10 protein-coding genes are annotated in these 13,685 nt (G+C 33.4%); 4 read left to right on the forward strand and 6 right to left on the reverse strand.

Going from position 1 to position 13,685, the window contains the following annotated elements:
* Window positions 1-8: 8 nt before the first annotated feature.
* Both ABD011_RS01270 and ABD011_RS01275 read left to right on the forward strand, forming a co-directional pair.
* Window positions 9-755 (forward strand): succinate dehydrogenase/fumarate reductase iron-sulfur subunit, encoded by a 747-nt coding sequence (locus tag ABD011_RS01270; RefSeq protein ID WP_343795175.1) that lies wholly within the window; start codon window positions 9-11, stop codon window positions 753-755.
* 107 nt (window positions 756-862) lie between these two features.
* Window positions 863-2,635, forward strand: a complete 1,773-nt coding sequence (locus ABD011_RS01275; RefSeq protein WP_343795176.1) for a MutS-related protein — start codon at window positions 863-865, stop codon at window positions 2,633-2,635.
* A gap of 64 nt (window positions 2,636-2,699) precedes the next feature.
* Here the strand turns inward: ABD011_RS01275 and ABD011_RS01280 are convergent, their stop codons facing one another.
* The 6 genes from ABD011_RS01280 to ABD011_RS01305 form a co-directional block, all read right to left on the reverse strand.
* Window positions 2,700-3,713 carry a phytase gene (locus tag ABD011_RS01280; RefSeq protein ID WP_343795177.1) on the reverse strand — a complete coding sequence of 338 codons (1,014 nt, stop codon included), beginning with the start codon at window positions 3,711-3,713 and terminating at the stop codon, window positions 2,700-2,702.
* Window positions 3,714-3,717: 4 nt separating this feature from the next.
* The gene (locus ABD011_RS01285) at window positions 3,718-6,555 is read right to left on the reverse strand and encodes a TonB-dependent receptor (RefSeq protein ID WP_343795178.1); all 2,838 of its coding nucleotides are present in this window, start codon (window positions 6,553-6,555) and stop codon (window positions 3,718-3,720) included.
* A 157-nt stretch (window positions 6,556-6,712) separates the two neighbouring features.
* Window positions 6,713-8,287, reverse strand: coding sequence for a tetratricopeptide repeat protein (locus ABD011_RS01290; protein ID WP_343795179.1), 1,575 nt, complete (start codon window positions 8,285-8,287; stop codon window positions 6,713-6,715).
* Between the two features lie 141 nt (window positions 8,288-8,428).
* Window positions 8,429-8,689: a 50S ribosomal protein L27 gene (gene rpmA / locus ABD011_RS01295; RefSeq protein WP_129759897.1), complete on the reverse strand. Its 261-nt coding sequence runs from the start codon at window positions 8,687-8,689 to the stop codon at window positions 8,429-8,431.
* A 42-nt stretch (window positions 8,690-8,731) separates the two neighbouring features.
* Window positions 8,732-9,397 (reverse strand): 50S ribosomal protein L21, encoded by a 666-nt coding sequence (gene rplU, locus ABD011_RS01300; RefSeq protein WP_129759896.1) that lies wholly within the window; start codon window positions 9,395-9,397, stop codon window positions 8,732-8,734.
* A gap of 82 nt (window positions 9,398-9,479) precedes the next feature.
* The gene (locus tag ABD011_RS01305) at window positions 9,480-9,935 is read right to left on the reverse strand and encodes a DUF4199 domain-containing protein (protein ID WP_335972805.1); all 456 of its coding nucleotides are present in this window, start codon (window positions 9,933-9,935) and stop codon (window positions 9,480-9,482) included.
* A 187-nt stretch (window positions 9,936-10,122) separates the two neighbouring features.
* Here ABD011_RS01305 and ABD011_RS01310 point away from each other — a divergent pair, with 187 nt between their 5' ends.
* Together ABD011_RS01310 and ABD011_RS01315 are read left to right on the forward strand one after the other, a co-directional pair.
* Window positions 10,123-11,451: a M16 family metallopeptidase gene (locus ABD011_RS01310; RefSeq protein WP_131506474.1), complete on the forward strand. Its 1,329-nt coding sequence runs from the start codon at window positions 10,123-10,125 to the stop codon at window positions 11,449-11,451.
* A 22-nt stretch (window positions 11,452-11,473) separates the two neighbouring features.
* Window positions 11,474-13,531, forward strand: coding sequence for a M16 family metallopeptidase (locus tag ABD011_RS01315; protein WP_131506473.1), 2,058 nt, complete (start codon window positions 11,474-11,476; stop codon window positions 13,529-13,531).
* Window positions 13,532-13,685 lie beyond the last annotated feature (154 nt).

Consider the following 13,685-nt stretch of genomic DNA (forward strand, 5'->3'; position numbering starts at 1 on the left):
GAAAGACTATGAATTTAACCTTAAAAATTTGGCGTCAGAAGAACGCAAGCGATAAAGGAAAAATGGTAGATTATCCAGTAAGTGATATTTCACCAGATATGTCTTTCCTTGAAATGTTAGATGTTTTAAACGAACAACTTATTGAGCAAGGTGAGCAACCTGTAGCTTTCGATCATGACTGTCGTGAAGGTATTTGTGGTATGTGTTCACTTTATATCAATGGTGAAGCTCACGGACCAGATCGAGGTGTAACAACATGTCAGTTACACATGCGAATGTTTAAGGATGGTGACACTATTACAATAGAGCCATTTAGAGCAACAGCTTTCCCTGTAATTAAAGATTTAGTTGTAGATAGAAGTGCTTTTGATCGTGTACAACATGCAGGAGGATTTATTTCTGTAAATACCTCTGGTAATACGATAGATGCGAACGCTATTCCTGTAAATAAGCATGATGCAGATGATGCCTTTGCTGCTGCAACATGTATTGGTTGTGGTGCTTGTGTAGCGAGTTGTAAAAACTCGTCTGCAATGCTATTTGTTGGTGCTAAAGTATCGCAGTTTGCATTATTACCACAAGGTCAAGTTGAAGCAACTGATCGTGTACTAAACATGGTGAAGCAAATGGACGAAGAAGGCTTTGGTAACTGTACTAATACAGGTGCTTGTGAAGTTGAATGTCCAAAAGGTATTTCTCTTGAAAACATTGCTCGTATGAATCGCGAATACTTAAAAGCGGCTTTTAAAAGCTAAAAGTGAAGCTGTCAGACTTAGCTTGTCGAAGTCTTCAAACGTATATAAAATCAAAAAATCCCAAGGTAAATTTATATCTTGGGATTTTATTTTGAATAAAAATTTAAATGCAAGACCCAAATAAATTTTACAGAACTCATTTAGAGCATCATAAATCAGAATCAAAACGCATTTATAAACAAATGGGATTATACAGTGTGCTTAGGCTTACTGTATTTTTGTTGGCTGGCTTTGGTATCTATCTAACCTATCAAAACTGGCAAGTTGCAGTAATTATAGCTGTGGTTGGCATTGCTGTGTTTCTGTTTTTACTATCCAGACATACAGATCTTAAAAGCAAACGCGAACTGCACAAGCGATTAGCTACTATTAATGAGGATGAAATCAAAATAGCCTCAGGTGATTTTTATGATAGAGCAGATGGAAAAGTGTTTCAAAATCCTGCTCATGCCTATAGTTTAGATATCGATTTATTTGGAAGAGGTTCTTTCTTTCAATACATCAACAGAACAACTATAAACGAAGGCACGCTATCGCTTGTTAATTGTTTGTTGGCAAACGATATTACTAATATTAAAGCTCGACAAAATGCAATTAAAGAATTAGCTGATGAGCCTGAATGGAGGCAATACTATTCTGGTGTAGCGCAAGGTGTAAAAGTGGAGCATTCTGCAAAATCTATTATTGCATGGCTAAAGGGTTACAAACCATTTTTAAACGCAACATTATATTGGTTAACAATTGGTTTTAGTGTTGCTTCAGTAGCACTTTTGGTCTTAGGTTTTACTGAAATTATTCCAATAAAATATGCTGGATATTGGTTGCTTTTAGGCTTAGCGATTACTGGAAGATTTTTAAAATCAATTAATAATGTTGCCCAAAACACCGAAAAAGCTAAAGACACGTTTAGGAAATATGCTTTATTACTGAAAGAAATTGAACAGAAAGAATTTCAGTCTGAGTTATTGCAACAACAGCAACAAAAAATACAGTCTGAAGGTGAAAAAGCCTCACAGATATTTACAAAATTCTCAAAAGCTTTAGACGCCTTAGATAACCGAAATAACTTTATCTCAGCCATTTTTGGAAATGGGTATTTGCTTTGGGATATAAGGCAAACGTATCACGTAGAGCAATGGATTAGCAAGTATGCGCATAAGGTTGAAGATTGGTTTGAAGTGGTGACGTCTTTTGATGCCTACAACACTTTGGGTAACTATGCGTATAATCATCAAGACTTTAGTTATCCTGAAATTACTTCAGAAAATATTACAATTAAAGCCGAAAGTTTAGGACATCCTTTATTAAATGCTGAAAAGCGAATTGATAGCGATTTAGAATTATTACGAGAGCAGTTTTTCATCGTTACAGGTGCAAATATGGCAGGTAAGAGTACCTTTTTAAGAACAGTTGCGTTGCACATTGTTATGGCAAATGTTGGTTTACCAGTTTGTGCGAAAACAAGCAAATACAAGCCAATTAAACTCATTACAAGTATGCGCACTACAGATTCGTTGACCGATGATAGTTCGTACTTTTTTAGTGAGCTTACACGACTGAAATTTATTGTAGACACTATTGCTGAGGACAAAAACTATTTTGTGATTTTAGATGAAATTTTAAAAGGTACCAACTCTACTGACAAAGCCATTGGATCAAGGAAATTTGTAGAAAAATTAGTGGGTCAAAATGCTACAGGAATTATAGCTACACACGATTTAAGCCTTACTGAAATAGAAGCTGAACTAGAGGCTGTAAAGAACTACTACTTTGATGCCGAAATTAAAAACGACGAACTCTTTTTTGACTATAAACTTAAGAAAGGCGTTTGCCAAAACATGAACGCGAGTTTCCTGTTGAAGAAGATGGAAATTGTTTAATAAAAAACCCTTTCCAAAAAATTAGGAAAGGGCTCTTAATCAATTTAAAAAAATAACTCAGCGATTATTTTAACTTTAGAGAATCTAAGGCGTGATAGAAAAAGTCCTGTTGGTCATTCATAGACACAAACAATCCGTTTGGAAATTTTTTACCAAGGGATTCTGTTACTACATCGCAACCATCGGTTTCTATCGTTCCTAAGTTTATCGTTTTAACAAAACTATTATCACTTCTTTTAAAAATATTGAAGCTGTGATCTTGCTGGTTAGACACAATCAAAAATCCATTATCTCCATTGTCAGTTGCTATAGCAATACCTTCAATATCATCTTTAAAATATTCACTGCCAAACAATGCTATTTCTTTATCTCCTTGTTTTGGATCAGCATGGTATTTTCTAATTCCAACACCTTCATCAGAATAATACACATATCCTAAAGCATCGTCAACAGCAATAGCTTCAATTTCTTTTTGTCCGCTAAAAGTTCCTAGCTTTCTCAATAAATTAGCATGTACTCCCAATGAATCACTTACCAAAGCATATTGATAAAGATAACCTTGAGTTGGTCCTGCTTTTCTGCTTACAAATGCTGAAACTTCACCTGTTTTTGGGTTTTTATAGATTGAAATTCCCATAGGTCTTTTCATTTCTATATTAGTTTCATCAGTAAACACTTTATAACCTCCATTATCTAAAGGTTTCATATCAGGAACTGAGTATAAACGGATTTGGTTTTTCTCTCTTTCGGTAAACATCATAATATCAGTTTCAGTAGAATCAGTCAATTTAAAACCATATTCTATATCAACATTATTAGGATAGCTAACTCCTGTAAGGCTTTTTTCTTTTATGATTTTTCCGTCTAAATCAAAAGCATAAACACCTCCATTTACCTCATCTTTATCTGTACCAAATACAATACTTTGCTCAGGATTTTCACGATTTATCCATATTGCTGGATCATCACTATCGTGTGGTAGTTTTTCGGTTTTTAGTGTTGGCGCAACTTCTGGTAATCCGTTTCCACAAGAAAACAGTACTAAAGCAATAGCGCCTAATATAAATGTGTTCTTCATCTTCTTACTTCTTAAACAAATCATACTTTAAACCAAATGTTAAACGCTTTTCGTAGTATTCCATTTGCATAGTTCTACTACTTACACCTTGATAATAACGTAATGGTTGATTGGTAATGTTGTTGATGTTAAGGTATAAGCTCAAGTTTTTGTTGATAGCAACATTAGCATTAAAATCTAAGAAAAGTTGCTCATCATAATATCTATCTTCAAACGCATTTCCACCAATTTCATCAATGTAAGCATCAGAATAGTTAGCTGATAAACGTAAACTAAAGTTTTTACCTGCATACCCTAAAGAACCATTGAACATGTTAGGTGCTGTTTGTGGTAAATCTAAGTCTGTACGCTCTTCACCATCTTCATTACGAATACCATCTGTACTAGATGTTAAGTACGTATAGTTTAAGTAAACACTAAAGTTCTTTGCAAATCCTGGAAGGAAATCTAAACGACGTTGAAAAGAAACCTCAGCTCCAAATACTGATGCATCGTCACCATTTAATGGTTGGTATACTTCGAATCCATCTTCGTTTTCACTTTGGAAAGTGTACACAAAATCTTGAATATCTTTATAGAATAATCCTCCTGAAATGATACCTACTGATTTAAAATAGTGCTCAGCCATAACATCAAAGTTCATAGATGTTGTTGGGTCTAACTCAGAGTTTCCTAAGAAAATTTCTTCGTCTTCGTTATTGATTTCTCTATAAGGTACCAAATCAACATAATTAGGTCTAGCCAAAGTATTCGTCCACGCAAAACGTAATATTGTGTTGTCGTTAAGGTTATACTTAAAATGAACACCTGGTAAAATATTAGTATATGAGTTTTTGTCTTTTACAACGTTAATCCCTGAAACATCTCCTTCAGTATCAAACTCAAGTTCATTTCCTTCACTTTCAATAGAAGTATGCTCCAATCTTACACCTGCTAGTACGCTTAACTTATCTGATAAATCTTGGTTTAACATTGCGTAACCAGCATATACGTTTTCGTTTACATCAAAGTTTGCAGTAATATATTCTTCTGGAAGATTTTCAGCTTCAAACAAGTTAGAGTCATTTAAGTTTAGACCTCCTAAAAATTCAGGACTTGCAAAATTACCTACTTGGTATTGACCACCTGCAAGAAAATCAGAATCAGAATAGTTTCTTGTTGGTACCATTCCTAAAAACTCCAAAGCTCCAGTCTCGTCACCATATTCTGTAAAGTCGTTTTCACGATTTTTGTTTTTCAATCTGGTTTTTGCTCCAAACTTTAAGAACCCATCTCTACCGTTTACAACAGACATTGGTACTTGTGCATTAACAAATAAGTTAAAGTCTTTTTCTTCGGTATATTGGTTTTCTTCAGTTAATTCACCAAACTCAAAATCCTCATAATTAGCATCAGCTGCATTTACAGGTGAAAACAATGGTTTATCTTGATTGTTGTTAAAGTTAACTGCATATTCACTTTCATACTCTAAATAACGCTCATTTAAACGCTCTTCTGAAGCTTTTGAAAACGAAGCCATCCAATCCATTTGAACTTTACCAAACAAGTGCTCACCACCTAAGCTGTAGTTTTGCATACGTTGGTCTTCTAATCTTGCATTTTTATTTCGCTTGCTGTCAATTCCTCCTTTTGATTGACGCTTAGCTTCTACAGGAAACATCGTTAAGTTTCCATTAGCATCAACCGAAAAATCTCCTGCTCCAATATCTTCACCATCTAAAATTTCGTGTTCTAACCTAAAACGGTTTTCTCTATCGTCTCTCCAGTTATAGATAGATTTAAAGTAAACTGTGTTATTCTTATCTAACTTATAATCTAAATTAGCTGAAAAACTTCTACGCACACGTTGCACTAAATACTCTCTAATTTCAAATACATTAGCATAAGGGTTTACGTCAACTCCTTCAAGATTATCTTCATCTCCATTGTTAAACTCAAACTCATCAGTCCACTCTGCTTCGACATTGTCACTTCCAAAGTCGTTATCGTTAATAGATGCTGAAACCATCCATCCGAACTTATTGTTTTTGCTACGGTCTCCTACTAAGAAAGATCCGTTTAAAATTCTCTTGTCAGTAATAAAGTTAATACCAGAACCTGCTGTTGCAGATAAACGGAATCCTTGAGGTGACGTTTTAGTAATAAGGTTTACCGAACCACCAAGAGCATCTCCATCCATATCTGGAGTAACTGCTTTGTTTACTTCAATAGTTTGGATCATGTCTGATGGAATTAAATCCATTTGTACGTTACGGTTATCGCCTTCAGCCGAAGGAATTCTGCTTCCGTTTAATGTTACTGAATTTAATTGAGGAGAAAGACCACGAACAATAATGTTACGCGCTTCACCTTGGTCAACCTGCATTGTAATACCAGGAATACGCTTTACAGCATCTCCAATATTAGCGTCTGGGAATTTCCCAATTTGATCAGTTGATACAATATTGGTAATGTTTGTTTTATTTTTTTGAGTGTTTAGTGCTCTGGCTTGACTTCCAAAACCATAAGCCACAACCTCTACTTCATCAAGCTCAGTACTTTTAGAAGTTAGTGTAATGTTCAATTCTGTTGTTTGAGAAGCAGTCACTGTTACTTCTTGCTTAAAATCGGCATAACCCAAATATTTAATTAAAAGGTTATACGTGCCTTCAGGTATATCTACCATAGTGAATTTACCGTCAAAATCGGAAACGACAGCTTTTTTAAGCTCTTCAATCATTACAGTTGCTCCTGGAACTGTAATTCCGTTGTCATCTGTTATAATACCTTGTAGATTTCCTGACTGAGAAAACCCATAAAAGGATACAGATATAAATAATAGTAAAGTAAATAAATGTTTCATTGATAGGTTAATTTTGTTTTAGACAAAACTAGACCTAAGCCATGTTTTGTAGCTTTAGAATGTGTTAACAAATAGTAACTAACCCTTGAAAAACACCTATAAAACATAGCAACATTTACAATTACTTAACACTAGATAAAGATTTGGAAAACATTTCCTATAAATTGAGTAAGTAGGCTTGCAAATCGTCTTTGGAGTCTAACGGTAATTTTTTTCTTAGTCTGTATCGAGCAATTCTAACGCTATCAGAAGTAATACGAAGTATCTCTGCGATTTCTTTAGATGATAAATTTAATCTTAGTAATAAGCATAAGCGCATTTCAGAAGACGACAACTTTTCTAAAGCCGATTGTTTTAAAATTTTAAAAAACACTGGATGAATTTGACCAAAATAACCCATAAGTTCTGTCCACTCATTATTATTGTTTAAGTCAGCTTCAATTTCACTTGCTAGTTCTTGTAATTTGGTTTTTACTAGCTCACTATTTCTTCCTTTTAATTTGGTAAGTGTTTTTGAAACATCAGAAAGCATTTTGTTTTTATGCGCAATGTGTAAACTATAATTAGTTAACGAAGATACTTTTATATCTATTTCGCGTTTTAGAGCTTGTTCTTCGGCTGTTTTTTTGTCTAAATCGGCTTGTAGTAACTGTTGTTGATATTCTAAAATATGTTTCTCGTGTTTTCGTCTCTTTTTCCAGTACAATAAGCCAACAATAAGCGCCAAAATAATGGCTCCAGTAATAGTTAAGATAATATACTGTCTTACTTTATTAATCTGGTTTTGTTTGTTTAGAAGTTTAACTTCGGCTTCCTTTTCTTTTACCTCATATAATACTTGCATTGCACTTACTATTTCGGCATTGTTTTGTCTAAGTTCTTGTTCGTTAACTATGCTTTGGTTATTAAGGTAACTGTATGCTTTTTCGTAATCTCCTAAATCAGCATAAGTTCTTGCTAAATCTTTTAAAGCACTTTCTATTTGAGATTCATTATTAGTTTTTTGAGCTAGCATTAAAGCTTGCTCAGTATACCCAAGCGCTTTACTATAATTACCTGTTTTACGATTGACATCACCAAGGTTATTAATGATGTTAATTTGAAGATCCGTTTCACTATTCTTAGCATACGTATTTGCAGTTTTAAAATATTGATATGCTAAGTCATACTGCTCTAAATCTTCATAAATGCTTCCAATATTTTCATTGGTGCTTGCTAAACCTGTACTGTCATTTAGCACATTAAAAATAGAAAGACTTAACTTTTGAAATTCTAAAGCCTTTTCATAATTACCTTGTTTTTCTGCCACACTACCCAACAAAGCATTTGCTTTTGCTTTTCCTCTTGAATAATTTATGTCTTCAGAAATTGTTAAGCTATTTTGCGCATACTTGTTGGCTTCACTATACTTTTTTAAATCAAGGTTTATTGTTGAAAGTGCATTTTGAATATAAACCAGTCCTGAATCTTTAGTTTTATGAATATCAAGATACGCTTGATAGTTCTTTATCGCTTCACTATAGAGTTCTAAGCGACTAAAAAAATCTCCTAGTTTAACATGCACTTGTGCTGTTTTTGAAGTGTTGGAACTGGTTTTAGCCAACTCAAGTTCCTTTTTTAAATCATATAACTTAGTGTCGATCTCATTTGTAGTATTGATTGCCATTTGAGCACAAAGAGACACAGATATAAAAAAAGCAAATATTGTAATGGTTTGTTTATAAGTAGACAAAATGCAAACTATTTTATAAACCTATAAAGAAACGCTACAAGTGTTACCCAAACTTATTGTTTGTATGATGTTAATGTTATGAAATAAAAAAGCGGCTTAGAAATACATCTAGCCGCTTTAATTTTTTAAAAGAACTGTTTCTTAAGCCTCGAAAGGTTCTACAGAAACGTAAGATTTACCACCTTTTTTCTTTTCAAACTTTACAATACCATCTACTTTAGCGTGTAAAGTGTGGTCTTTCCCAGCATACACATTCTCTCCTGGATTGTGAGCTGTACCTCTTTGTCTTACGATGATGTTTCCAGCTACAGCAGCTTGACCACCAAAAATCTTAACACCTAATCGTTTCGATTCTGATTCTCTACCGTTCTTGGAACTACCTACTCCTTTTTTATGAGCCATTGTATTAAGGTTTTATATTGTTAATATTAAATGATACAGAAATTATTTTTCTATACCACCATCTAATTTGTCTTGTAATTCTTTTAATTCATCCCATTTTCCATCAGCTGCTAATTTAGCTTGCTTTGGCCAAGTGTCTGGTACATGACTACCACGAACGTCTGCGATGATTTCTGAAATTTGCTCTGGTTTAGCTTTAGCTAAATCTGCATAAGTTGCAATACCAGCTTCAATTAAAGTTTCAGCGATTTTTGGACCAATACCTTCGATTTTCTTTAAATCGTCAGCTTTCCCTGCTGCTTTTTTTGGTGCAGCTTTAGCTTCTACTTTAGGTTCAGCTTTTTTAGTTTCTTTTTTTGGAGCTGCTTTCTCAGCTTTTTTAGCTGGCTTAGCTCCTGAAGCTACGATGCTTTCAATTACGATTTCAGATAAGGCTTGTCTGTGACCATTTTTTACACGGTAACCTTTTCTTCTTTTCTTTTTGAAAACAATAACTTTATCACCTTTTAGGTGCTTAACGACTTTTGCTCCTACTTGAGCTCCGTCTATAGCTGGGGCGCCTACAGTTACATTGTTACCATCACCAATTAAAAGAACGTTATCGAAAGAAACTTTCTCACCTTCTTCTGTTGCTAAACGGTTAACAAAAACTTTTTGGTCTTTTTCAACTTTAAATTGATGCCCTGCTATCTCTACAATTGCGTACATAGCGTAACGTTTAAGTTTGTGTTAATAATTTTACTCAAAAATGAGTGCAAATATACGCCTAAATCTTTAATCTACAAACCTTTTATGCTTTTTGAGAGATATTATAGCTTTTTTTGAGTAATTGCATGAATGTTAAGGTGAGCACAACGGTTGAAGCCAATCCTTCAATTAAGATAATAAACACTAAAATTCCAGTGCCTTCTCCATAGTTACTAAACCATTCTCCTAAAAGTGTTTCAGTAAATTTTGGGTCAATATGAAACATGTAAATAGCCATAAAAGCTGTAAATAAAACCGTTCCTACAAAACCTGTAATTAACCCTGTTTTAAAACCGTCAATATAAGTAAAGCTGTCACTAACAGATAACTTATAATATTTTATGCCGTAATAAATACCTGTGGCCATAATAAGCCCATTAAAAAGTCTTAACCAAATATTCTCATGAAGATTAAACAATCTTACAAACAAAAAATAGGCGATTAAAGTTACCGCAATAAAAATTCCATATTTTAATGCTACCGAAAAAGATGTTTTCATAATATAAATGTTTGAAATCAAGTCCTTTAAATTTCGTGAAAATTTGCGTATATAAATAATTTTATGCCTCTTTTTTACATTTATTTCACACAATGCGTAGTATGATTTACTATTTTTGTGAAACTTGTAACATTTTTCGCAACTCGAAGACTTACAATTTATATTATAAACTAAAAACAAACTCACAATGAAAAAAAGCTTATTTACTTTAGCTGCATTTGTATTAGCTGGTTTTGCTACATCTGCACAAGAAGTTGAATTTGAAGAATTTGATCTAGATAACGGATTGCACGTTATTTTGCATCAAGATAATACTGCTCCAGTTGTTATCACCTCAGTTATGTACAACGTAGGTGGAAAAGATGTTGGAGGAACTCCTGATGCACCTCGTACAGGGTTTGCTCACTTTTTTGAGCACCTTTTATTTGAAGGGTCTGAAAACATTGAGCGTGGGGAATTTATGAAAATTATTCCTGCAAATGGTGGTACATTTAATGCTAATACTTCTCAAGACAGAACGTACTACTATGAAATTTTTCCTTCAAATAAATTGGAGTTAGGGTTATGGTTAGAGTCTGAAAGAATGCTTCATCCAGTTATTGACCAGGTAGGTGTTGATACTCAAAACGAAGTTGTAAAAGAAGAAAAGCGCCAACGTTATGATGCTCCTTATGGTGGAATTTTAGAGGCTATTGGATCAAACTTGTTTAAAGTTCACCCATACAAAGACCCTAATATTGGCTACATGGAAGATTTAGACGCTTCTACTTTAGAAGAGTTTAATCAATATTTCAAAGATTATTATGGGCCAAATAATGCGGTTTTAGTTGTTGCTGGAGACATTGACATTAATAAAACCAAGAAAATGGTTAGCGATTATTTTAGTGAAGTAAAAAGAGGTCCTGAAGTAGTAAGAAACTTCCCTAAAGAAACTCCAATTACTGAAACTATCAAAGCTCAAGCATTTGACAAAAACATTCAAGTGCCAGCAATTATAGCTACTTATAGAACTCCTGGTTTTGGAACAAGAGATGCTTATGTTTTAGACATGATTTCTTCTTACTTAAGTGGAGGGAAAAGTTCTGTATTGTACAAAAAGTTGGTTGACGAACAAAAACAAGCTTTAGCTGTACAAGCTGTAAACCTTGGTCAAATGGATTACAGTGTATTTGCTTTATTTGCTATTCCATTAGGAGAAGTTGATTTAACAACACTTTTAACTGAAATGGATGAGGAAATTGCTGTAATGCAAACTGAATTAATCTCTGAGCGTGATTACCAAAAACTTATCAATCAATTTGAAAATCAATTTGTAAACTCTAACTCAAGTATTGCAGGTATTGCAAGCTCATTAGCTACATACTACCTACTTTATGGAGATGTAAATTTAATCAATAAAGAAATTGATATTTACAGATCAATTACTAGAGAAGAAATTCGTGATGTGGCAAAAAAATATCTTAGCCCTAATCAGCGTGTAGAATTGGAATACTTACCTCAAAAAGACGAAAACTAAGATGAAAACGATATATAATAACATGAAAACAAAACTATCTGTATTAATTGTACTGTTTTTTGTGACAGTAAGTGTTACTGCTCAAATAGACCGTTCTAAACCACCTAAAGCAGGACCAGAACCAAAAATTTCGTTGGAAGTTCCTAGTGAGTTTGAATTAAAAAACGGATTAAAAGTATTGGTTGTTGAAAATCATAAATTACCAAGAGTATCATATTCATTACGTATTGACAACAACCCAATAGCTACTGGTCAAAAAGCAGGTGTAGAAAGCATCTTAGGAAGCATGTTAGGAAATGGTACTACTTCTATTTCTAAAGATGAGTTTAATGAAGAAATAGACTTTTTAGGTGCTAGTCTTAACTTTGGGTTTAGTGGTGGATTCGCTAGCTCTTTATCAAAATATTCTGATCGTGTTTTAGAATTAATGGCAGATGCTGCAATTAATCCTTTATTAACTGAAGAGGAGTTTGAAAAAGAAAAAGTAAAACTAATTGAAAGCCTAAAACAAGAAGAAAAAAGTATTGACGCTATTAGTAGTCGTGTACGTAACGTACTAGCTTATGGAAAAAATCATGCTTATGGTGAATACATAACTGAAGAAACTATTAACAATATAACTTTTGGAGATGTAGTTGCTTTTTATGAAAAGTATTTTAATCCTAACAACGCTTATTTAGTAGTTATAGGTGATATTGACTACAGAACTATTAAAAAACAAATTGAAGCTCACTTTGATGGATGGGAAAAATCTATTGACGTTTCTAATAAAGTCCTTCCTGCTGCACCTAATGCACAATACACTCAAATCAATTTTGTAGATTTCCCAACAGCTACACAATCAAGCATTACTGTAACTAACAATGTTGATTTAAAAATGAATGATAAAGATTATCATGCAGCTTTAATTGCAAACAACATCTTAGGTGGTGGTGGAGAAGGTTACTTGTTTAAAAACCTTCGTGAAGAGCATGGATATACTTATGGAGCTTACTCTAGTCTTGGAGCTAGCAGATATGGTTTAGGGCGTTTCAACGCTTCTGCTAAAGTTAGAAACATGGTAACTGATAGTGCTGTAGTTGAAGCATTAAAAGAAATCAATCGTATTAAAACTGAACCTGTAGACCCACAAACACTTAGAGACGCTAAGGCAAAATATGTTGGTAACTTTATTATGGGATTAGAGCAACCACAAACTGTGGCTAACTATGCTTTAAACATCAAGTTAAACAACTTACCTAAAGATTTTTATACTACTTATCTTCAAAAAATCAACGATGTAACTGTTGAAGATGTACAAAGAGTATCTAACAAATACTTTAAAACTGAAAATGCTCGTGTAGTAGTTGTAGGTAAAGGAAGTGATGTTTTAGAAAACCTTGAAAAAACAGGTATTCCAATTAAATATTACGATGCATATGCAAACCCTGTTGAAAAACCAACCTATGATGTAGCAATGCCTGAAGGTGTAGATGTCAAAAAAGTTATTAATGACTATTTAGAAGCTGTTGGTGGAAAAGCAAAAATTGAATCTACTAACTCTATATTAGTCTCTTACGAAGCATCAGCAATGGGAGCAACTATTGTAAGTGAAGAAAAACGTCTTGATGGAAAAGCTTCTCAAAGCATTTCTATGAATGGTAGCCCTATGATGGCTGTTGTAATGACTCAAGAAAAAGTTACAATGAACAAAAACCCATTACCAGAAAATATGGCTAAAGACATGAGCATTATGGCTGGTTTATTCCCAGAATTAAATATGCTTAATGCTGATAATGTAAAATTAGCTGGAATTGAGTCTATTGATGGTAAAGATGCTTATAGAGTTGAAGTTTCAGGAGAAGTAATTTCTCTAGCGTATTTTTATGATGTTGAAACTGGATTAAAAGTAAAAGAGATTCAAACAACTAATATGCAAGGTCAAACTCAAAGCCAAGAAACCGATTTAAAAGACTACCAGTTAATTGAAGGATTAAAGTTTCCTGGAGTTAGATCTGGAAGTCAAATGGGACAAGTTATTGAGTTTAAACTTAAAGAAGTTAAAATCAACGAAGGTGTATCTGATGCTGATTTTGACTAATTAAGTCTTTAAATAATTTTTTAAAAACCGAAGTTTATACACTTCGGTTTTTTTATGCAATATTGCTGTAAATCACAAAATTCGTTAATTATTTCACTAAAAACAGCAATATTTATTAGATTTGTTTCAGATTAAAATTCACTAAATACCCTAA

The sequence above is a fragment of the Gaetbulibacter jejuensis genome (assembly GCF_039524015.1).
In the GTDB taxonomy this organism is placed as follows: Bacteria; Bacteroidota; Bacteroidia; order Flavobacteriales; family Flavobacteriaceae; genus Gaetbulibacter_B; species Gaetbulibacter_B jejuensis.

What these genes read in the sequence shown, in the direction of transcription:
- ABD011_RS01280 (WP_343795177.1), bottom strand. Translation starts at nt 3,713, where the DNA reads ATGAAGAACACATTTATATTAGGCGCTATTGCTTTAGTACTGTTTTCT.
- ABD011_RS01285 (WP_343795178.1), bottom strand. Translation starts at nt 6,555, where the DNA reads ATGAAACATTTATTTACTTTACTATTATTTATATCTGTATCCTTTTAT.
- ABD011_RS01270 (WP_343795175.1), top strand. Translation starts at nt 9, where the DNA reads ATGAATTTAACCTTAAAAATTTGGCGTCAGAAGAACGCAAGCGATAAA.
- ABD011_RS01275 (WP_343795176.1), top strand. Translation starts at nt 863, where the DNA reads ATGCAAGACCCAAATAAATTTTACAGAACTCATTTAGAGCATCATAAA.
- ABD011_RS01310 (WP_131506474.1), top strand. Translation starts at nt 10,123, where the DNA reads ATGAAAAAAAGCTTATTTACTTTAGCTGCATTTGTATTAGCTGGTTTT.
- ABD011_RS01315 (WP_131506473.1), top strand. Translation starts at nt 11,474, where the DNA reads ATGAAAACAAAACTATCTGTATTAATTGTACTGTTTTTTGTGACAGTA.
- ABD011_RS01305 (WP_335972805.1), bottom strand. Translation starts at nt 9,935, where the DNA reads ATGAAAACATCTTTTTCGGTAGCATTAAAATATGGAATTTTTATTGCG.
- rpmA (WP_129759897.1), bottom strand. Translation starts at nt 8,689, where the DNA reads ATGGCTCATAAAAAAGGAGTAGGTAGTTCCAAGAACGGTAGAGAATCA.
- rplU (WP_129759896.1), bottom strand. Translation starts at nt 9,397, where the DNA reads ATGTACGCAATTGTAGAGATAGCAGGGCATCAATTTAAAGTTGAAAAA.